General features: G+C 31.3%; 18 protein-coding genes. 9 read left to right on the forward strand and 9 right to left on the reverse strand.

Annotated features, from left to right (window positions below; genetic code table 11):
- The first annotated feature begins 269 nt into the window (after positions 1–269).
- From ON24_RS02105 to ON24_RS02135, 7 genes are all read left to right on the forward strand, one after another.
- The gene (locus ON24_RS02105) at positions 270–4508 is read left to right on the forward strand and encodes a beta strand repeat-containing protein (RefSeq protein WP_040681773.1); all 4239 of its coding nucleotides are present in this window, start codon (positions 270–272) and stop codon (positions 4506–4508) included.
- Between the two features lie 169 nt (positions 4509–4677).
- On the forward strand, positions 4678–6069 hold the full coding sequence (locus ON24_RS02110; protein WP_040681774.1) for a PH domain-containing protein: 1392 nt from the start codon (positions 4678–4680) through the stop codon (positions 6067–6069).
- A gap of 43 nt (positions 6070–6112) precedes the next feature.
- A complete protein-coding gene (locus ON24_RS02115) occupies positions 6113–7312 on the forward strand; it encodes a geranylgeranyl reductase family protein (protein WP_040681775.1) in 1200 nt (399 codons plus the stop codon).
- 86 nt (positions 7313–7398) lie between these two features.
- Positions 7399–8430: a TIGR01177 family methyltransferase gene (locus tag ON24_RS02120; RefSeq protein ID WP_016358560.1), complete on the forward strand. Its 1032-nt coding sequence runs from the start codon at positions 7399–7401 to the stop codon at positions 8428–8430.
- 172 nt (positions 8431–8602) lie between these two features.
- Positions 8603–10093: a (R)-citramalate synthase gene (locus tag ON24_RS02125; RefSeq protein ID WP_040681776.1), complete on the forward strand. Its 1491-nt coding sequence runs from the start codon at positions 8603–8605 to the stop codon at positions 10091–10093.
- Positions 10094–10285: 192 nt separating this feature from the next.
- Complete coding sequence (gene cgi121, locus ON24_RS02130; protein WP_050553526.1) at positions 10286–10795, forward strand: KEOPS complex subunit Cgi121; 510 nt, start codon at positions 10286–10288, stop codon at positions 10793–10795.
- Between the two features lie 111 nt (positions 10796–10906).
- A complete protein-coding gene (locus tag ON24_RS02135) occupies positions 10907–11893 on the forward strand; it encodes a DegT/DnrJ/EryC1/StrS family aminotransferase (RefSeq protein ID WP_040681777.1) in 987 nt (328 codons plus the stop codon).
- A gap of 64 nt (positions 11894–11957) precedes the next feature.
- On the opposite strand, the gene ON24_RS02140 is transcribed toward ON24_RS02135, so the two are convergent.
- The 5 genes from ON24_RS02140 to ON24_RS02160 all read right to left on the reverse strand — a co-directional run bounded on the left by ON24_RS02140 (position 11958) and on the right by ON24_RS02160 (position 15932).
- The gene (locus ON24_RS02140) at positions 11958–13154 is read right to left on the reverse strand and encodes an Nre family DNA repair protein (protein WP_050553527.1); all 1197 of its coding nucleotides are present in this window, start codon (positions 13152–13154) and stop codon (positions 11958–11960) included.
- 98 nt (positions 13155–13252) lie between these two features.
- Positions 13253–13975 carry a zinc ribbon domain-containing protein gene (locus ON24_RS02145; protein WP_040681778.1) on the reverse strand — a complete coding sequence of 241 codons (723 nt, stop codon included), beginning with the start codon at positions 13973–13975 and terminating at the stop codon, positions 13253–13255.
- A 100-nt stretch (positions 13976–14075) separates the two neighbouring features.
- Positions 14076–15002, reverse strand: coding sequence for a glutamine-hydrolyzing GMP synthase (gene guaA / locus ON24_RS02150; protein WP_040681779.1), 927 nt, complete (start codon positions 15000–15002; stop codon positions 14076–14078).
- Positions 15003–15024: 22 nt separating this feature from the next.
- The gene (locus tag ON24_RS02155; protein ID WP_016358553.1) at positions 15025–15285 is read right to left on the reverse strand and encodes a hypothetical protein; all 261 of its coding nucleotides are present in this window, start codon (positions 15283–15285) and stop codon (positions 15025–15027) included.
- Positions 15286–15368: 83 nt separating this feature from the next.
- The gene (locus ON24_RS02160) at positions 15369–15932 is read right to left on the reverse strand and encodes a GMP synthase subunit A (protein ID WP_016358552.1); all 564 of its coding nucleotides are present in this window, start codon (positions 15930–15932) and stop codon (positions 15369–15371) included.
- A gap of 138 nt (positions 15933–16070) precedes the next feature.
- Here ON24_RS02160 and ON24_RS09410 point away from each other — a divergent pair, with 138 nt between their 5' ends.
- Positions 16071–16229, forward strand: coding sequence for a hypothetical protein (locus ON24_RS09410; protein ID WP_016358551.1), 159 nt, complete (start codon positions 16071–16073; stop codon positions 16227–16229).
- Positions 16230–16511: 282 nt separating this feature from the next.
- On the opposite strand, the gene gatE is transcribed toward ON24_RS09410, so the two are convergent.
- From gatE to ON24_RS02180, 4 genes are all read right to left on the reverse strand, one after another.
- Complete coding sequence (gene gatE / locus ON24_RS02165; RefSeq protein WP_040681780.1) at positions 16512–18389, reverse strand: Glu-tRNA(Gln) amidotransferase subunit GatE; 1878 nt, start codon at positions 18387–18389, stop codon at positions 16512–16514.
- An 8-nt stretch (positions 18390–18397) separates the two neighbouring features.
- Positions 18398–19705 (reverse strand): Glu-tRNA(Gln) amidotransferase subunit GatD, encoded by a 1308-nt coding sequence (gene gatD, locus ON24_RS02170; RefSeq protein WP_040681781.1) that lies wholly within the window; start codon positions 19703–19705, stop codon positions 18398–18400.
- 114 nt (positions 19706–19819) lie between these two features.
- Positions 19820–21514, reverse strand: a complete 1695-nt coding sequence (locus tag ON24_RS02175; protein ID WP_040681782.1) for an AMP-binding protein — start codon at positions 21512–21514, stop codon at positions 19820–19822.
- Between the two features lie 35 nt (positions 21515–21549).
- Positions 21550–22101, reverse strand: coding sequence for a helix-turn-helix domain-containing protein (locus ON24_RS02180; protein ID WP_016358547.1), 552 nt, complete (start codon positions 22099–22101; stop codon positions 21550–21552).
- A gap of 531 nt (positions 22102–22632) precedes the next feature.
- Between ON24_RS02180 and ON24_RS08920 the strand changes: the two genes are divergently transcribed.
- Positions 22633–23016, forward strand: coding sequence for a hypothetical protein (locus tag ON24_RS08920; protein WP_016358546.1), 384 nt, complete (start codon positions 22633–22635; stop codon positions 23014–23016).
- The last annotated feature ends 356 nt before the right edge of the window (positions 23017–23372 follow it).

Genomic DNA, 23372 nt, shown 5'->3' on the forward strand with positions numbered 1-23372 from the left:
TTTCTGATATAGGTTGATTATTTTAACCTTTTAAAGTCATAAAAAATATATACTATTTTTTTAATATTTATTAATGTTCATATCGTGATTTATTTAAGAATCGTTAGAAAAATAATTTAAACCTATTATTTTTAAAAAAATGATTGGAGATTTTGTTTTTAAATAATATATTTGGTTTTAAATCATTATTTTTGATTATTTTTTTATAAATAACATTAATTATTTTAATGATATGTAACTGTTTACTTTAATAAAAAGGAGGACAGGTAGTGAATAGAATTAATAAAATTTATTTGGTTTTATTATTTGTGGCTATTTTATATGTAAGTATTGGTGCTGTATCTGCTGTGGATTCGGATAATGTTACTATTGATTCATCAGAATCTAATCTATCTCTTTCTACTCCAATATCAGATTCCAATATATTACATGATGACAATTCTACTGTTGATACTGTATTTGTATCTGGTAATGGTAGTGATAGTGCAGGTGATGGAACTATAAATAATCCATATGCTACTATTCAAAAAGGTATTGACAATACTCCCGATGGTAAAACCTTAAACATCTCTAATGGTACCTACTACATTAATAGTTCATTGTCCATTGACAAAGCCATTACAATTAATGGAAATGGACAGGTAATAATTAATGGTGGAGGTCAGACTAGGATCCTATATTTGGGTTCAAACTCAGAATTAACCATGAATAATATTGTTTTTACGGGGGGATATGCAGATAATGGTGCCGCTGTGCATGCGTCTAATATTAATCATCAGACCACCTTTAATAATTGTACTTTTATAAATAACACCGCTACATCCCATGGTGGTGCATTTTATCAGAGGGGAAACGATAACTTTAATATCTTAACTGCAAATTCCTGTACTTTTATAAATAATAGTGGAGGTACCGGCGGTATCTTCTATGGTATTGGCTATTTAGGTCTAGGCTTATTCAACTGTATTGTTTATAACAATACTGATGTTCCTTATTATACCAGTGAGGGATTCTCAACTGTAATTGGCTATAACTATTGGGGAGTAAATAATCCTTCAATTTATTTAAATAAAACCTATGTAAACAATTTAAATGTTAGTAAATGGTATGTTTTAGATTTATCCTCTGATAAGGATGAGATTTCTGAAGACGGAACCAGTGTATTCACACTTAAATTTTTAAATAATGATGGTGAGGATGTTTACTCTGGAATTTATATACCTTATATCCCTGCGGAATTCTCATCAAATGGAGGTAACTTAAGCATTGCATTAGCTAATATTACAGATCACCATGTATCAGGTATATTTACACCTTCAAGTTATGGAACCTACACGATAAGTGCTAAAGTTGGAAGTGGACAGGTATTAAACAAGAACATTACCGTCACTAAGATTCCGTTATATGTTTCCTCAGATGCAGAGGATGGTGAAGGTAATGGAACTTTAGCTAATCCCTATAGTTTAAATGATGCAATTAGTAAGGTGAATACAGATTCATATTACGATACCATTAAATTCCTTCCTGGGGACTATACCTTGTCCAATACCATAAATGTTCTATCAAATTTAACAATTAGAGCATATGACGATGAGGTTGTAATTTCCGGTGAATCTAATTACAGAATTTTCAATGTTAAATCTGGAAATACTTTAAAGCTATTTAACATTACACTAATTAATGGAAACGTTACTGATGGTGGAGCAATATATCTGGATTCTAATTCCACTCTTGAGCTTACTTCATGTGTAGTTCGAAATAATAAAGCTGTAAATGGTGGAGCTATTTACGCATCAAATTCCACAAAAGTAGATTTAAAATATAACCAATTTAATAATAATTCTGCAGATAACGGTTTAGCTATTTATAATGCAGGATCTTCAATCATTAATGGTGATTATAACTGGTGGGGTCAAAATCAAGGTCCATCTAGAAATAATATTGTCTATGGAAATATTGTTGCTAGCAAATGGTTAATCGTAGATCTTAACACTACAAAAACCTATTTAAAATCCGATTCTACTGACACTATAACCATAAGATTATTATTAAATGATAATCCAAGCTTCGAAGAATTTACACCTGATTTGAAACTTACCTTCAATTTTGAAAATAGTACTGATGATAATTATTTAAGCATGTTTGACAATTATACTTTGGAATATGTTGTCGGTGGTGCTACAGGGGACATAAACGGTAGTGCGGTTATTGATGATGAGACTTTAAACTTTTCATATAAATATGTCCCTACATTAGATACTATCTATGTATCCGTTGATGGAAGCGATATAAATGGTGATGGTAGTGAATCTAATCCATTTGCAACAATAGAACATGGTTTAATATATGCTAAAAGTTCCGGATCTACTATTTATCTAAAAAAAGGAGTTTATAATCTTAACTCAACAAATATAAGTGATGTAAATATTACAATCACCTCTTATAATGGTGAGGTTATATTGAATAGGGAAAATTCCTATAATATATTTAAGGTTGATTCTACTGGAAGCCTATATTTGAATGGCCTTATATTTGCAAATGGTAATGATAAAACCTATTTGAATTCTGCAATCTATGTTGATGGCGGTTATCTAAGCGTAAATAATTCATTGTTTACTAATTGTAGCTCAGGTAGCCTAGCGGGATATGTCTATATTGTAGACGGAAACGGAACAATTAAAAATACAAACTTCACTAACTTGTATGTAATTGGCGGTTACCGTTCATCCTCAATCGTATCACGTGGTGAAAATTCTTATTTGGAACTTGAAAATATAATATTTGACAATAATGGATTAACTGTAAATGGCAGCTCTGCTCCATCTAGTGAAACTAGCGGAATCCTAAATTATGGAGGGGTTTTAATTGCTAAAAATACATTATTTAATAACTCTTATGGTAGAGCCTCATTTGTCAGGGCTGGAAACTCAAGATTTATTAATTCAAGTATTCTAAACAATCATGATGACTATCCATTATATGTATCTGAAGGCGGCATACTTTACCTTATTAATTCAACTATTGCAGGAAGTAATTACACGGCCATATCCACAGATACATCTAATGAAAACACCATTTATGTAAATGGTTCAAACTTTACAGGAAATAAAGGTGTTAATGGTGGTGCAATTAATTCAATTGGAACTAATCTTCAAGTATATGGTTCAATATTTGATTTTAATACGGCTGTAAATGGTGGAGCTATCTATACTGTCTATGGTACGGCTGATATTATTGATAATAAATTTATTAATAATGGTGCATCATCAAATGGAGGTTCCATTTATAGTGAAGGCTCAGATGTTATTGTAACTATTAGAAATAATACTTTTAATCAGGGTTCTGCAAATATTGGTGGTGTAATTTATTCAAATGGAATTACAACATTATCCTCTAATATTATGATAAATCCAAATGCAAGTACTGGTAAATACATATTCAATGATTTAAGAATTGGAAATACATATATCAAAATATTAGATAATAAAACAGTATCTGCAAGACCTAATGTTCCTTGTTCAATCAAAGCTATCTTAACCGATGATATGGGTAATCCAATTAGTGGGGGATCTATAATACTTACAGTTAATGGTGAAGACTTTGCAATTGCAGTTAACGAGGGATCAGTTTCACTAAATTATACCTTTACTAAGCCAGGTCTCTATTTAATAAATGGTACTTACAATGGTAGCAGAGGCTATGATGTAATTGAGTCTGACGGTGCTGTAAATGTTTCAAATAATCAAACAGGTCAGACTATTATAGCAGACAATCTTGTAAAGATTTATAAAAACGCTACTAAATTCACTGGATTGTTTTTAGATAAGAATGGTAATCCGTTAGTTAATATTCCTGCAAGCTTTAAAATCTCAGGTGTTACTTATGTAAGGTATACCGACGCTAATGGTTTTGCTGGTTTGAATATTAATCTTAGGCCTGGTGTTTATCCTATTGTTGTTAAGAATTCTGTTACTGGTGAGTTCAGATCTTATAATGTTACTGTTTTATCTCCAGTTAGGAGTAGTAATTTGGTTATGTATTATAAGAATGGTAGTCGTTTTGTTGTTAGGATTGTTGGTTTGGATGGTAGTTATGCCTCTGGTGTAAGTGTTAAGTTTACTGTTTGTGGTAAGACTTATAGTAGGGTTACTGATGCTGATGGTTTTGCTAGTTTGGCTATTAATTTGGCTCCTAAAAAATACACTATTACAACTACTTATGGTGATTTGAAGGTTTCCAATAGTATTAGTGTTTTGTCTAGGTTAAGTGCTAGTAACTTGAATATGAAGTATCGTAGCGGCTCTAAGTTTGTTGCTAAGTTGGTGGATAATCATGGTAAGGCTTTGTCTGGTGTTAGGGTTAAGTTTACTGTTTGTGGTAAGTCTTATTATAAGATCACTGATTCTAAGGGTCAGGCTAGGTTAAACATTAACTTGAAAAGGGGTACTTATACCATTGTCACCTATTATGGTACTATGAGGATTTCAAATAAAATAAAGGTTTCATAGGGTCTTTTTTAAATAACCCTATTTTCTATTTTTTTTAAGTTTCTTATTTATCCATTTTTTAATTAAAACCCTATTTTTATATGTAAATAATTAGATAATCTTTTTTTAATCCAATTTTTTTTAATAAATGCAAAAACTTATTTAAATTAAATTACTAAATAACTAAATAATGATGTTTGATGATGATGAAATATTAGCTAATGAAGAAGTATTATATGAAGGGAAACCTAGTTTCATATTTTTCTGTAAAAATGTTATAATAGGTTTTATTCTAATATCTTTTATATTAGGTAGTGCTATGACTGTAATCAGTTCCATTTCTAATATGCAGACATATACACTTAACTTCGTTAATCGTCCTATGGCTGGTATTGTGGCTTTAGTAATATATGGAATCGTATTTCTTATCCTTATCTGGATGGTTTGGAATCTGATCAAATGGTATAATATTAATTATATAGTCACCGATAGGAGAATTATTACTAAGACCGGTGTTATTAGACAAAACAAATCATATGTATCATTTAAAAATATTCAGGATATTCAGGTATCCCAAACTATTTTCCAGAAGATATTGGGCGTGGGCACTATTGAGATAATGAGTGCTTATGATAATAGTGATGTTTCATTAAAATGTATTAGTGGACCAAAGGATATTGAAGAGATCATATTTGATGGAATGAACAATATATCCTCCTCTTTCAATCAAGGATATCCTAACGATTATTATCAAAATCCTAACTATGGATATAATCCCCAGAACAATATAAAAGGGGATTATATTAAAGAAAACTATCCCGATTATAATCCCGAAGAGGAATATCAGAAAGGAAGATATTATGATTCCTTATCTAATTTAAGTAACCAACCATTAGATTCTTATAACGATAATGAAATCTATTATAATGATTATCATGATCCCGATGAACTTGATGAGACTATAAATCGTGCTGTAAGAGATTTGGATGGTAACCTAAAATTCAAGGATGACAAGGTCATGGACAACAATATTCCTAGGGGATATCCCAGATCCAATATTACTTATCAGGGTCATTCTATTGAAGGTCAATATGGCAATTTATTGAATAACCGACACTCAGATAGTAAAGTGGATTATAGTGGTAACTATAACAATAGAAACAATTATCATAGAACCAACCATAATGGAAAACCATATGTAAATCCTAACAGAAATTTTGATAATAGGGGCAGTGGAAATTATAATGGAAACTATGGTAACGTAAATTATGGTAATAGGGGCAGTGGAAATTATAATGAAAATTACGATGTAAATTATAATAATAGAAGCAATGGAACTTATGATAATAGGATAGATGAAGATTTCAATAGATATGATAACAGAGCTAATGAATATTTAAATGAGGATAGCAGTTATCACAAACATAAACAGGAGAATCATTACAAATCTAATAATAAACATAATCGGATATTTAATAATGACTTTCATGATGCTGAGAATAACACCAGGGAACATGAAAACAGTGAAAAAACAAGTAGTGACGTTTTAGCAAAACATGCTCGTAAATTTAGAAAAAATTAATTCTTGTTTTTAATTTTTTTTTAGAAATTTTTTAGGTTTTTATATGCTTTATGATTTTGATGTGGCGATAGTTGGTGGAGGACCTGTCGGTTCAAGTTTAGCTTATAGGCTTGCCCTTCAGGATATTTCCGTAGCTGTTTTTGATAAGAAGAAATTTGTTGGATACCCCCTACAATGTGCGGGAATATTAAGTAAATCAGTCTATGAGCTTAATGACTTACCAGATGACGTAATTATTAATAAGGTTAAAGGGGCGTTTTTACATTCACCAAACTATACCTTAAAAGTTGAAAAAAATGAGACCGAAGCTCTAATTATTGATAGGGTAGGATATGATCAGTATTTAATCAACCGTGCTGTAAACCATGGTGTTAAAGTATTCTTACAACATAAGGTAATTGATCTAAATCTCAAAGAAGGTATTGTAAACACTAATAAAGGGGAATTTAAAGCAAGGATAATTGTGGGTGCCGATGGCTGTAATTCACTTGTGTCTAAAACCATGGGAAATAAGTTAAAATATTCTCCGGCATGTCAATATCTAGTTAGATTAGGTGATAGTGATACCTCTAAATTAAGCTTGTCTCATGTTGATGTTTTTGTAAATAGTAGTGTTTTGCCTGGTTTCTTATGGTCCATACCCCTTGGGGATAATCTGTTTAGAATAGGTCTTTTCTCGGACAATAAAATCAAAGGGGATTCTAATATTCTTGATGATTTTTTAAATAATGGAGGAGAATTTGAAAATAATAATCTTAACATTACCTATTACGAGATAATTGAGAAATATCGTGGAAACATCCCATTTTATGATAAAAACAAGATTATTGTTAAAGATAGGGCTATTTTAATCGGTGATGCTGCAAGTCAGGTAAAACCTACAACCGGCGGTGGATTAATCTACGGATTTTCAGCCATAGACATTGCTGTAGATACGATTAAGGATACACTTTTAAAAGATGATGTAAGTGTTTTAAAGAATTATTCAAAGGAATTTAAAAAATTATACTCTGGAGAATTAAATACCGAGGTTAAGGTTCATAATACATTAAATATTCTATCTGATAGGAATCTTGACTATCTATTTAAAAAAATCAAGGAAAACAATGGTGAAGGACTTATCTCAGAATATGGGGATATGGATAAACAATCCGTTCTTGTAAAGGAAGTGTTAAAAAGAGGATTGTTATTTAAAATTACTCCAAAGGTCATATCAAGTAAAATATCCCGTATTTGGAGTTAAATCCATACTTTTAATAATGATTATATGTTTATATTTTGATTTAAATTTATTAAAAATGAATTTGTTATTTATTTAGGAGCAAAAATATGGAACTTCTTTTAATTCAATCTCAGGAACATGAATCTTTACCTATTGCAGAACTTAAAGCCGTTCTTGAAGCCGAAGATTTCAGGTGCAATATAGAGAAAATAAGACCCGGTTTAACGATTTTAAACTCAATCAATCCGGATGAGATCGATGACATTTATAAAAGGCTAGTTGAAAGGTTGGCATACACTCATCAAATCAATCAGGTAATATCCAATTCCAATTTGGATGATCTAAAAGAGGATATTTCCAAAATAGATTGGAATAATATAATTGATAAGACCTTTGTAGTTAGGGTTAAAACATTTAACAAAGATGTAAATGTTGAGGATTATGAAAGAAAGATAGGCAGTTTAATATTGGATAACTCTGAAAACCTTAAGGTGAATCTAACCAAACCAAATACAAAAATCAGGTTAATTGTATATGAAAATACTGTCTATATTTGTATGGAAAAATATATTTTAAATAAAAAGTATTTCCAGGATTTTAAGCCTCATAAAAGACCTTTTTTCCATCCAGGTTGCATGTCTCCGAAACTTGCAAGATGTATGGTTAATCTATCTAGAATAAAGAAAGGCCAATTACTTCTTGATCCATTCTGTGGTACCGGTGGCATGCTTATGGAAGGTGGATTGATAGGTGCAAGGGTAGTTGGAACAGATATTGACTGGAATATGAAGAATGGTTCCGCCATTAACTGTGAATATGCAGGTGTTAAGGATTATAAAACCTATCAAGTGGACATTAATGAACTTAAAATGTATGAGTTATGTGATGCGGTAGTAACTGATCCTCCCTATGGAATATCCACCACCACTGGTGGCCGTAATGATTTGATCTTTAAGGATTTTTTACTAGCAATAAAAAGAAACATGAAAGAAAATGCCCTTTTGGTCATTGCCAGTCCACATTTCGTTAACATAGATCAGTTTTTGGATGAGGTGGGCTTTAAATTATTAGAAAGATACCAGATTAAAATGCATAAAAGTCTAACACGTATCATTTCTGTAATAGCTCTGGATAATTAAATCATTAGAATTTTCCTTTTCTTTTTTATTTTCTTTTTTATGCAATAAATGTAAATATTAATAAACTTGCTTTTTTTTTAAAGTTTTTATACAAAATTTTATAAATGTAAATAATAATAAATTTACTTAATAATCCATTTTTTATATTTAAAAAATTTATTATAGTGATAAAATGAAAATCAATGTATTAGATACGACTTTAAGAGATGGAGAGCAGACTCCAGGTGTTTCTTTAACATCAAATGAGAAATTAAGAATAGCAAAGAAATTAGATGAGATTGGAGTAGATATTATTGAAGCAGGTTCAGCTATTACTTCAGAAGGAGAAAAAGAAGCTATTCGTCAAATTACTCATCAGGGTTTAAATGCGGAAATATCAAGTTTTGCACGTTCTCTCAAGGGGGATATCGATTCATGTATTGACTGTGATGTGGATTGTGTGAATCTTGTTGTATCTACTAGTGATATTCATATTAAATATAAATTAAACTCAAGTCGGGATGAAGTTATAGAGAATATGGTTTCAAATATAGAATATGCAAAGGATCATGGTTTAATCGTGGAACTATCTGCCGAGGATGCAACAAGAACCGATTTTGAATATTTGAAGAAAGTATTCCAGACAGCATTGGATACAGGTGCTGACAGATTATGTCCATGTGATACCGTAGGGGTACTTACCCCTGAAAAGTCCTATGACTTCTATAATAAACTGTCCTTTTTAGACGGACCTCTAAGTGCACATTGTCATAACGACTATGGTCTTGCAGTTGCAAATACTCTGGAAGCTATACGTGGTGGAGCAACAATAATTCATGGAACTATCAATGGTATTGGTGAACGTGCAGGTAACGCGTCTTTGGAGGAGATTGTAGTTGCATTGAACAATCTTTATGAGGGAAAATATACTACCGATATTAAAATTAACCAATTGTACAATGCCTCAAAATTAGTATCAAGAACAACTGGAGTATATCTTCAACCTAATAAAGCTATTGTAGGTGAAAATGTCTTCGCACATGAATCAGGTATACATGCAGATGGTGTAATTAAGAATGCATCTACCTATGAGTCAATCACTCCCGAGTTATTGGGCCGTCACAGAAAATTTGTGGTAGGTAAACATACAGGAACCAAGGGATTAAAGAACCGCCTTGAAGAATTGGGTATTGATGTGGATAAGGAGCAGCTACTTGAAATTTTTAAACAGGTTAAGGACTTCTCCGATAAGGGCAAATGTTTAACTGATGTGGATCTTCAGGCCATATCTGATAAGGTTCTTGAAAAGGATATGAAACAGAAAGTAAATCTTGAAGAGGTAACTGTGGTGTCAGGTAATAATGTTACACCTACCGCATCTGTAAAACTTAAAACAGGTGATTCCGAGATTCTAGAATCCAGCACTGGTTTGGGTCCTGTTGATGCTGCATATAATGCAGTTAAAAAATGTCTTAATGAATTTTCAGATGTTGAATTAGAAGAGTTCCACGTAGATGCAATTACAGGTGGTGCAGACGCACTTATTGATGTAATTACCAAGGTAAGTTTGGGGGATAAGGTAATATCCTCAAGGGGAACAGATTCCGATATAATTATTGCAAGTGTTGAATCATATCTCACTGGTGTTAACAGACTTTTAGAGGAAAATGATGAGGACTTATGACTAGTTTAATCTATTGTATTCTATTTTAATAAAATGGAATATTTTAAATCAATATTCCTTTTTTTTTAATTGAATACATTCATTTTATTTATATTGTGAATTTGAAATCTATTTTAGGATTTGCATTATAATAGATTTAAAATTCATTTATTTATTCTAATTTGCATTATAAATTTAATAGAGGTTATTTATTTGGATAATATTACAGACAATATTAAAATACTGGGTTTTACAAGTGAAATTGATGATGTGTCAAGAACATTAAAAGATATTGACAAATTAAAGGATCAGTGTTGCGATGGGGTTGTTATTCAATTAATTGATGCTAAGGCTATTGGAGGAAAACGTCATGTTCTTCAAGGTACAATACAGGCTATTAAAGCCTTTCAAAGGGGAACTAATTTAGCTAATGATCTGGGTATTGAGTTATGTATCAGGATATCCGCCCAAAGACAAATCTCTAAAGCCCTTAAGGTTTTAGGTCTACATGAAGGTAAAATGGATATTTGTGTTGTCATGATTGATTGTCCAGATTATTTTGTTGATGAGTTAAATGACATGTTTTCTAAAAACAATGATGTATTCAAACCGGACATCGAATATTTGAAAGGTCTTTATAATATTTCAGATAAACAGTTTGACTCGATGTATATCGAGGATATATTAATTGATAAAACTACAAATTTAACTGTGGAAATATAAAAATTTATAAGTATTTTAACTTTTTAACCTTAAATTAATTTAATTAATTCCTGGGTCAAAAAAAATAAATTGTCTTTTTTTTAATAAAACAATCATTATTATGGTGGGAAAATGGATTTATTATTTAAAAAACCTCATGAAGAGACTAAACGAATCATGTCTAGAGTGGCTATCGGTAAAACTCCTTTGGATGAGAAGGATATGTCTTTTACCGAGATTGCCCAATATAATCTTGAGGAGACTATAAACCATAAATACGCTCATATTCTAAACAGTGGTAATGGAGCTATTTTTACGGCACTGGCTTCTGTTACAGGTAAGATAATTCTACCTAACCAGGGTGGATGGAATGGTTTCAAGCAGATTTCTAGATTTTTAGATAAACCTTTTGAAATGGTTGAAACAGATTTGGGATTAATAGATCTTGAAAACTTGAATGATATCCTATCTTCCCTAGATAAATCCGTAAAAAACGGATTTGTTCTAACTAGTTTTGCAGGGTATACTGCGGAGCAGAACATTAGGGAAATATCCAAAATATGTCATGATAATGATGTAATATTAATTGAGGATGTATCAGGATCTATAGCGGATAGTAAATCAAGACTTGCTAATGGTAAATATTCGGATATTATTGTAGGTTCAACAGGCAGTCCTAAAATATTAAATGTCCGGGACGGTGGATTTATCACATCTGATGATCCGTCCATATTTGAGGACAATAGAATATTACTAAAATCCTTCAAGTCAAATGAGATTACGGCAAGCGGTATCGTATCCGAGCTTTCATTTGCTGAGGATAATCTTAATAAAACAATAGATGCTTGTATGTATATTAAAAGTAATTTGGATAATGTAATATATCCTGATAAGAGGGGTATAAACGTTATAGTTAAATCGGATAATCCTAAAGAATTATCATGGAATCTTAAAAAGGAATTTAATCTTGATGAACATGGTATGATAACCAGATGTCCCAATTATAATAGGGTTAAAGAAAAGGCTGTAGCTATTGAAATTAAGAATCTTGATATATCAGAGCTTGAAAAAGATAACTTGGATAGGATTATTGAAGTAATTAAGAAACATCAAAATTAGTGTTTAAAAAAAATTAGCATTTAAAATTATTTTAATTCTTAAATTCCTGGATTAAAAAAAGGGTTTAGTTTGGATGCTCTTTTTTAAAGAATGCATCTAAACTTGTTTGTTTCGTATGTAAAAGCTCATTAAGTAGGTGACTTGATTTCACATATCTGCTTAATGGAATATTTAAATTGGAACCGACATATCTTACAGCTGATTTTAAATCTTCAAACTCTTTATAAGGTTCCTCCATGGCTTTCTTAATATTTTCCCTAACATTAAACACGCCCATTGGAACGTAACCTGTATAGGCTTCCCTTAATATTAAAAGACCAGATTGCAGATTCATTTGTTTTAGCGCATCTAATACAACCATTTTGCTTGTATAGTAACAGCCGCCAACTGAGGAATATTCTTTCTTGTCCTCGTTAGTTTCATAATCGGAGAAAATTAGTTCCTCATTATTTTTAACTTTATAGAATGCCTCGATCCATTCAAATTGCCATTCTGTAGGTGTTAATATGATTCCGTAATAGTTATTAAGATCCTCATTCTCGTAAACCCTATAGGTATCAAGAATCGGATTTTTCCTAACATCCTTAAGTAGTTCATCTGCTAGACTTGAATCGACAGCGGTAATGGACCATCTGGTTGGTACTAACTTTCTATTTTTGCCAATTCCGAACGCACCTACAGAGAATGATTTCTGAATTGCTGAGAAAGGCACATTCTTCTCATGTAACCTCATTACAGCATCTTTGGCTGATAGGTCAGTATCATAATATGATTTTTCAAGTTGTCTGTCCCATTTTACAGCATCTATATCAAAGTTTTCAAGTATTCCACTAGGTCCATGGGGCATAGACTCCTGTGATAAGCTTGCACCCCTTGGCCTTTTGAGGAAATTTGCTTCGGCATCAGTGGATTTTGATGCAAGTGAAATGTCTTGAAGTTTTTCAACAAAAGGATTATCCAAGTCATCTATCCTCATTAATTGTTTTCCACGTACTAGATTCATACGATACTTTAAAATATCGTCCTGACTTTTATTTTGATTTAACCAGGACTCTGGTGAATCCATGATATAGGTATCTCCTAATTGGTTAGCCATCATTGGTCCTGCATATACTTTAGGATAGTTCCAATGACCTATAAAAACAGAAGGCGGGGTACTACCTTCAAGGTCCTTACCTACATTTACGGATTTCATCTTCATGTCTTTGGTCAATCTCTCAAGATAAGCATGTTTTGTTGTTCTTTGATTTTTACCTTTCATTTTATCCTTTAAAATTTTTTAATAATGTAAAATTAAAATATTCAAAAACATGTTAATTAAAAGTTTAAAAATAAAAAGATTTGTTTTAATTTATAATCCTACATTGCCAAAAACTGTAGACTATAAAAAATTAATGATAGGAATGTCATTATTAAGAATATCATTAGAACTATTATAATCACTAAAAATATTATTTCTCCGTTGGTAAAGCTACGTCTGATTGGTAGGTTTCTTTCCTTGACTTGCCATAACTGGTTCATTGATTCCTGAACATTACAGAATGTCCATACATCACCAATGATAGGTATGAAAATAAATATTAAAGTGTTTAAGATTGAGTCATAGGATTCTATGTTCTCGTTTCTAATTAATTTTTCATAGTCCCTAAGTAGAATATAATACATAAACCAGTTAACTATAGGTATTATAAAACCAACTGTACGCCAACCTGGACGAATATCTTTGTTAAACCTATCTTTTAATAATGTGTTTGATTTATAATACCACCAAACTGAGTAAAACCAACCACCAACAAGTAAAAGAAGCAACTGTCTTCTAATTGGCAGTATGTCGGAATATTCCTCATTAAGATTATATTGGGTATTGTCTTGAATACTTTCTTTTCTTGTTTCTTCTTTTTTATTTTTGGATTTCTCTTTTAATTCCATTTCGTGTTCTGGTGATACATAACTATTGATAAAATGATTTCTTGAAACGTCGTCCTCATCTTCTTGCCATTTAAGACAGTAAGGACATTTCTTAGTATCTATTGGTATTTTTTTACCACAATAAATACAGTATTTAGTTGTTGTACCATGCATTTTTCTCATCTTTTTAGTTTTTTATTAAGTAGGGAAGGTTTTTAAATTTTAATTTTTAATGAAATTAATATCATTTAACCTTCACTATCATTTTAAATTCTTAAGCAAATTCAATAGTTGCAGGTGGTTTATCACTAACTGAAAGGGATACATGTGTAACTTCAGGAACTTCGGAGGTGATTCTTCTGGATATGTTTTTTATGAGTTCCCAAGGTATTTCCGGAACATATGCGGTCATGGCATCAAATGATGCAACCATCCTTACCACAACTAAATATCCAAAGTCCCTTTGATCCCCTTTAACACCAGTTACTTTTGTGTTTGTTAAAGCAGCAAAATATTGCCATAATTCTTTATCAAATCCAGACTTTTCAACCTCTTCTCTGACAATTAAATCGGCATCTTGACATACCTTTATTTTTTCTTTTGTAAGTTCACCTATAACACGAACAGCTAAACCTGGGCCAGGAAATGGCTGGCGATGTACTATTGCATCAGGAAGTCCTAACTCCTCACCTATTTCCCTAACCTCATCTTTATATAATTCACGGATAGGCTCTACAACTTCTAAAACCATTCCACTTGGAAGTGCAAGGTTGTGGTGAGATTTAATTTTTCCCTGGCTTTCAATCCAATCAGGTGCAATTGTACCTTGAATAAGATATTTCGCATCTATTTTTTTAGCCTCTCTTTCAAACACATCAATAAATTTTTTACCTATTATCTTTCTTTTCCTCTCGGGATCTGTAATGCCTTTAAGGGCATCTAAAAATTCCTCTGATGCATCTACATAAATGAAATTTAATCTATCTTTAAAGGTTTCAATAACCTGTTCAGCTTCACCTTTCCTAAGTAATCCATGATCTACAAATATGGCAGTTAAGTTATCTCCAATGGCTTCACCAACAAGGACTGAGCATACAGAACTATCAACTCCACCAGATAATGCTATAACCGCTTTCTCATCCTGGATTGTTTCTTTAACATTTTTTATAGCCTCATCTATAAAACCCTTAGGTGTAAACATAAATCATTCCTCAAAAATCAATTTATTCTGTGTCTTCAGGAGGTTGGAAATCGTCTACTAATTTTAAAAGTATTGATTCAAGACCGTCTTCATTTCCGGCATCCACAGCTTCCATAATAGCATCGTATTTGATGTATTTTTCTATTTTAATACTTTTTTCACCAATGCCTGAGATTCTAAATTCATAGTCTTCGCTACCTATAGGTACGACTAATTTTTCTCTTTTAAGATTTGGTTTATATTCTAATGCTTTGTTTTTCAAGTCTTCTGGATTGTCAATCATTTTTTAACCTCTTTTTAATAGTTTTACAAGTGTAATATCTTTTAAATTTAATCGAATAATATTATTTGAAGTTTAAATCAGTTTTATAAACTATTTTTACATATTTCATAGAAGTTTAAGAATACCTCATCTCCTCTAGGGGTGGTATGTACTTCTGGGTGGAATTGAATTCCGTAAATATCTTTATCCTTATGTTTCATAGCTTCAATATCACAGACGTCAGAGTTGGCAAGTATTTTAAAGTCTTTTGGTAAAGTCTTAACTTCATCCTTATGTGATGTCCAAACATCCATGTCAGGTCCAAGACCTTTTAGAAGTTCCTCCTCTTCGGTAATATTAATTTGAACCTGTGCATAACTTTCGGTCTTTGAGGTTTCTACTTCACCGCCATATTTTAAGGCAATCAATTGATGGCCTAAACAGATTCCTAATGTAGGAACATCAATTTCACCAATATAATCGGAACTATTTCCACTTAATTCAATGGATGGACCTCCACCTAAAATTAGTCCCATTGGCTCTTTTTCTTTAATTTCGTCAACTGTTAGGGAATTGCTTACAAGCTCACAAGGTATATCTAAGTTTTGTAGGCTTCTTTGAATCCTGTGATTATATTGACCTCTATTATTTATAATAATAATTTTCATAATATATTCTCGCTATGATTTTTAAAGTATCTAATGATATTTTTTTAGATATATACTATAATTATATATAATTATAATTCTTTTATATTTTTTTATAATTCAAATGTTTTATATACTAGATTTTTAATATTAATAAGTATGGAAACTCAGGATTTAGTATTTATTTTAATTGCATTACTATTAGCAATTGTAGTATTCTATTTATTTATGTGGTTATTACCTGTAATAGTAATTCTTTTAATTACATTCTTCATTTATATGTTCTTAAATGATAGGTTTGGTAATGGCGGATACTAGATTGTTATGTTAATTTTATTTTAATAATATTTTAACTTAATTTTAAAATTAAGTTATTTTCCTTTGTTTTTATTTATTCGGATTCTTGTTTATTTTTACCTGTTTTCAATTGTCTTACTGGAATTTTTTTTATTAAAGACATCAATTTTTTCATGAACTTTTTTTTTAAAATATTGTATGGTTGTTTTTTACTAATTTCTCTTAATTTCCATAAAAAATTAAAAAGTAAATGGAAGTTTTATATTTATGCTGCTTTTGAATCCGTTAATTAAAAGTTTATGTCTATAAACGTTTTTGAATCTCCTCTTTTACTATTTTATTTACAGTACTTCCATCTGCCTTACCTTTTAGTTGTTTCATACTCATACCCATTAAAGGTCCCATCGCACCCATCTGACGTTCTTTAATCATTGAATCGTTTTTATCTGCAATTTCTTCAATGATTGCTTTAACATCATCTAAACTTAGTAGGCTTAAATTATTTTCCTCTGCAACAACCTCGGCACTTTTATCAGGGTTTTTACACATGGATTCAATTAACTTTTTAATCGCGTCTTTAGATATCTTATTGGCCTCAAGTAATTTGAATACCTCGATTAATTTATCCTCAGTAATGGAAACTACATCGGTACCTTCCCTTCGAATATCCCTTAAATCATAACTCAATGTGGATGCGACCACTGTAGGATCCACCTCTACCTCTTTTAGGATATTCTCGAATTCATCACCAAGGGTTCTTCTTACAATTTGGCTTGCAAGATCCTCGCTTAAATTATATTCTTTGATGATTCTTTCCTTTTTAACATCTGGAAGTTCAGGAAGATTATTTCTAATAGGTTCTATAATGTCATCTGTAATTTTAAATAATGGTATATCGGTTTCAAGATACATCCTATTTGCTGTTGCAAGTGGTCTCATATATTCGGTATTACCATCATCTAATGATTTACGTGTTTCTTCTACAACACCTTCAAATGCAAGTTTGGCTCTTCTGATAACTTCCTCAAGAGCTGATTCTGCAATATCCGGATTGTGTGCTACTATGATTATTGCATCCTCAGGTTTTGCATCTAAAAATTCTCTTAGTTTATCTACCTCTTCCTGAGTAATGCCGTATGCAGGTAGTTCGTCAGTATGGAAAAGGCCACTTACTCCACGTTTTTTGGCGTAACTTGAGAGTTCTGTACCGAATCTTCTGCCTTTCTGAACTTCAACACCTATAAGTCCGTCAAATCCTTTAAGTATAATTCCTTTAATGGACTTTGCTGATTTTAAGATTTTACTTTCAGTATCCTTGAATACCTCATCTAAGTCATATATTGTTTCATCAACTTCAGCATGACGTTTTTCAAGTTCTTCTTTAATTTCAATAAGTTTTAATTGTCTTTCAACTTCCCTTTCAACTATTAAGGGCATTAATTCAAGATTCTGAACACCTTTGATCTCGACTCTTGCACCCTTTGCAATTGAAACATTTAAATCCTGTCTGATTGTTCCAAGTCCTCTTTTTACATTTGTACTACGTAGAACCTGACCAATCATATATGCAACTTCTTCAACCTGTTTAGGGTGATGCATGGAAGGATCTGTTGTAATTTCTACAAGAGGTATTCCAAGTCTATCTAATCTGAATTCGGTAAATTCACTATTGGTGTCCACCCTTCTTGCAGCGTCTTCCTCAAGACCTATTGTTTCTATCTTAACCCTACCATATGGGGTATCCAAATATCCGTCGGTTGCAAGAAGTCCTGTTCTCTGGAATCCACTTGTATTACTTCCGTCAATAACCTGTTTTCTCATGGTATGGAATTCATCTACAATATGCATGTTTAGAAGTGTGGATATTGTAATTGCAAGTTCCAATGCTTCTTGATTTAATGCATGAGGTGGTTCATCATCACATTCTACAAGACAGGTATGTTTGTTAAATGACTCGTAGTTAAAATTTAAGTTTCTCATTGATTCTTGAAGTGCAGCTCTATCCATTTGACCTAATTCACTTTGAGTAGGTCTTAAATTTCTTCTAATTGTTAAATCCACATCATCATCAATAAGTTCAGTAGGACATGAACAGAATAGTTTTGATTTTGTATTTAATTGTTGATGTATTTCAAGTCCCATTTTAAGGCCTAAATCTTTCCAATCATATTTTTCGCTCATTGTCTCACCTAATTTAAAAAGTATTTTGCTGAGGTTCTATCTGTAATTTCACCAGCAATGTTAGTTTCCATAATTTTTCTAACTTCATCTATATCATCAGTCTGTCCTAAAGCACAGCATAGTTTAACATATCCTACCTCGGGGGTCATATCTTCACCGGATATAAGATGTGCATCAATAAGTTTACGTCCTGTACTGTAGACATTCATATTTACTCTTCCATAAATACACTGTGATGTCATAACGCAAGGAATACCCTCATCAGCTGCCCTTTCAAGTGATGGGACCATATACTCAGGTACATGTCCGAGACCAGTTCCCTCAATTAAAAGACCTTTATATCCCTTATCAATGTGATAATCGATAAGTTCCTGGGAGATTCCAGGATAACTTTTAATAAGACCAACCTTATCCTCAATATTGTCCTGTACTTTTAATTCTTTTTCATTCCTCTTAACGTATGGTCTTGTGGTTTCTTTTATTTCACCATCTTTTAGATATGCAATAGGTTCTGAGTCAATACTTCTAAATGTGTCCCTTCTGGAAGTATGCATCTTTCTTACTTTCACACCACTGTGTAATGCACATATGTCATCATTTAATGAATCATGCATACAGACACTTACCTCCGCAATATCAGATTTTGCAGCTCCAATGGAATTGATTAAATTTAAGTGTGTATCTGTGGAAGGTCTGTCGGAACTTCTTTGAGCACCTGTTACAACGATAGGTACAGGTGTTTCAAGTAGGAAACTAAGTGCTGCAGATGTATAATGCATTGTATCTGTACCATGAGCTACAATAACACCTTCTGAACCAGATGAAATATCATCTGCAATGTTTTTAGCAGCTTCTAACCAATATTTTGGTTCCATGTTCTCACTTAGAATGTTATATAAAGCTTTAACATCATAGTTTGCAAGGTCTATGATTTCAGGATTTGCCCTAAGTAAATCTCCAGCTGTAAATGCAGGATGAACTGCACCGGTACTGTAATCAATGATTGAGGATATTGTACCACCGGTAGATATGATGGATATATTCATCTTTTCAGGATCTTTGGTTAATTCCGTCTCATCGTAACCAATTTTTGGTTTATCCTTATGTTCAATTAGTTCAATTGAGGCATTGGTAATTTCAATACCCACATTATATCCACTGTCTAATTTTATAACAATATAGTTATCTTCAGCATCTTCGGATCTATCTAGCAATATACCTGTATAGGAGGTTCCTTCCTTTGAAACTTTCACCAAATCTCCTATTGTTATATTTGCGTTAGATAAAAACTTTTTTGAATTTTCTTTATAAGCCATTTAATCACTTTAAATATTTATTTTCTATAAGTATGGTTAATTTAAAATTTTTAAAATAATAGTTGGATTAGAAATTAAAAATGTCTAATTTCAAATCGGTCTTTGGGTTAAAATCTATTTTTGTTTATTCTTCTGCTCCTCGGCATATTTTTTTAGGTCTGCCTCACGGATAACCTTCCTTATGATTTTTCCATTAGATGTTTTAGGTATTTCATCCACAAAATTAATCATACGAGGATATTTATAGGGAGCGGTAACCTTCTTAACATGATTTTGAATATCTTTTTTTAACTCTTCACTAGGTTTGTAACCTTTTGCAAGAACAATTGTAGCCTTTACAACTTGGCCCCTTATTTCATGAGGATAAGCAGTAATTGCACATTCGACCACAGCGGGGTGTGAAATTACAGCGCTTTCTACTTCATAAGGTCCTATACGATAACCTGAACTTTTAATCACATCATCATTTCTACCAACAAAGTGGTAATATCCATCCTCATCCTTCCATGCCTTATCTCCGCAATGGTAATGGCCGTCATATCTGGTTTCATGGTTACGTTTAGGATCATTATTATACTCGTCAAATAGACCAGTATTATCTGCACTTAAGTCGAAACATATTTCTCCCTCTTCACCATAATCGACGGGTTTGCCCTCTTCATTTAAAAGGTCAATTTTAAATACCGGGTTTGGTTTACCAACAGAACCTAGTTTTGGTTTTAACCATTTGAAGGTACCAATACTGATAACGGTTTCTGTCTGTCCAAATGCTTCCTTAATTTCAAGACCAGTTAGTTCTTTAAATCTGTTAAATACCTCAGGGGGTAAGGATTCTCCAGCTGTTGAAACATGTTTAAGATTGGAGAAGTCTATTTTTGACAGGTCTTCCTTAATGAGGAATCTGAAAATTGTTGGAGGTGCGCAGAATGTATCAACATGGTGTTCAGTAATCTTCTTAATTAAATCATATGCGTTGAATCTCACATAATCATAGATGAAAACGGCGGAACCACAGATCCATTGTCCATATAGATTACCCCATACGGCTTTGATCCATCCGGTGTCAGCTGCGGTATGGTGAAGTCCATCTTCTACAACCTCATGCCAGTATTGTGCAGTAACAATGTCTCCAATTGGATATCTTCCATTATGTTTAACCATTTTAGGTTCTCCGCTTGTTCCTGATGAGAAATACATTACAAGGGGATCATGGATATCTGTAGCCTGACTTCCGGTAGGTCTTTTAAAGGTATCATATTGTTTATCCATCTCTTCATGAAGGTTATACCAGCCATCGAATTTTTCATCACTAACTGTGATTTTTATGGTATTCATTTCAAGCTCATCAACAGCCTTATTATAATCTCTAATAAGGTTATCTTCATCAATAGTGATGATAGCTTTCATATGTGCTTTTTTAAGACGGTATTTAATATCATGAAGTTTCAACATATGTGTTGCAGATATTGCAATTGCACCTATTTTATGAAGTGCAACCATTGTATACCACCATTCATACCTGTTTTTTAGGGTAAGGATTACACAGTCTCCCTTTTTGATTCCTAATTTTTTTAAGAAATTAGCAACCTTGTTTGATTCTTCTTTAATATCCTTGAATGTGAAGATCTTATCTTCATTATCGTCACACCAAACAAGTGCTCTTTTATTGGGATCTATTTCGGCGTATTTGTCAACAATATCAAAACCAAAGTTAAAATCTTCCGGTATTTTAAATTGAAAATTTTCCGCGAAATCTTCATATGAGTCAAAATCTACTCTATTTACATATTCACTTATTAACGATGTCATTATATTACCACAAAAAATTATAAAAAATAATAAATTTACATTAACACAACTAAAAATTTAGCTTCTTCATTATTTAAAGCAACCATTGCATGGTCATTGGTTGAATCAAAGAATACACAATCTCCTTCATTTAAAACAATTTCATTATTTTTGATATAAAGTTTCATCTGTCCTTTTAGGATATAGTTAAATTCCTGACCTGGATGGTTATTAAAGGAAGGACTTACATCCTCTTTAGGATCTACTGTTACGATGTACATTTCCGCTTTCTTGTTGATGAAACGTTTACATAGGTTTTCATATTTGTATTCTTTTCTTCGTTCAACGGACACACCTTCACCAGCACGTGTAACATCAAATATTGACATTCTACTCTCTTCACCGGTTAAAAGCAATCCCATATCCACCTGAAAAATACGGGAGATTTCGTATACAACGCTTGCAGGAATATCGATTTGGCCACTTTCATATTTTTCATAAAGTTCTTTATCAAGATTTAATTTTTCAGATAATTCCTCAGTACTAACATCTGAAAGTTCTCTAAGCTCTTTAATTCTATTTCCAATATCAATATTGTATTCATTCATATTTATAACCTCGATATTTCTTAAAATTAGTTTAAAAAAATTATAATTGTATTAAAATTTTATTATCTTCAAAAAATTAAAACAGTAATTCCATGGGAATTTTAATTTAATATATAAATTATTATAATATAATATTATTATAATATATCTTATAAAGATATTTGATTTAGAAAAATATTATCTAAAATGGGTTTAGCAAAACATTAACTTTATAAATCATAAAATTATATTCTTTAATCAATGTTTATATTCAACTTTATGAATATGATAAAAGTTTAATTAAAGAATTTAAATAAAGTATTGTGTTGGTCTAAAATAAAATTATTTCATGGTATCTATTAAATTATTAAGCAGATGTTTGGTTGAATTAATGATGTTTAATAATTTTATAAGTTGAGCTAATGAAATAAGGTTATTTTAAAGTAAATTTTTAATAATGATATTTTATTAAATTGTTAGGTAGTAGAATTTAAATTGGAATAGTCTATTTCAGAATATTTTAATTTTATAAAATCATTTGAAGGTGATATTATGGCAAACAATGAGATTTCAAATGTAGTTTTATTTAAAAGAGGCGACGGTGACAAATTTGAGTTTGATGATAAGTTTGTACGCTTAAAAGCTTTAGATGAGGACATGTTTGTTTTTACTGTAAATGCACCACAGGAAATTGTAGGTAAATCTATGATTTTCTTTGAAGGATTAAAAATGTTTGAACCTGTAAAGGTAGATATTGGTGGAACTGGTGATATTCCATGTTACTTTAAAGGTGTTTCTCCAATTGTAAATAAAGGTTCAAATGGTTTAGGTAACAATGCATTCTTTACAATAACCTTACAAGAACTTAAAAACCCACCTAAATTTGAAGAGGAACATGAATGTGTAAATTGTGGTTTCCATAATTTTACAGCCTAATTCTACACATTCTTTCTGTTTTTTTTAGAGGTTTTCAAAAGTTTATTTTAAACATAATTCCTGATTTCCCATATTTTGGAATTATGTAATCTATTTTTTACATTCTTTGCCTTATTTTTTTATTTTTATTAGAAATAAAGATTTTCTTAATTTTTATTCGTAAAGACTATTTTTTAATAGAATTTATCCAGACTTTTTATACAAAAAGCTAGTTTACTAACAAATAAATTAGCTATTACTTATTTTAAATCAATATATTTATATTGAATAAAAATTAATATAATAATATTATATTTGAAAATTTACTGTTTTTAATTTTCAAGATTTATTTTTTATTTTTATAAATTTTTATATGT

The organism is Methanobrevibacter boviskoreani JH1 (assembly GCF_000320505.1).
In the GTDB taxonomy this organism is placed as follows: domain Archaea; phylum Methanobacteriota; class Methanobacteria; order Methanobacteriales; family Methanobacteriaceae; genus Methanarmilla; species Methanarmilla boviskoreani.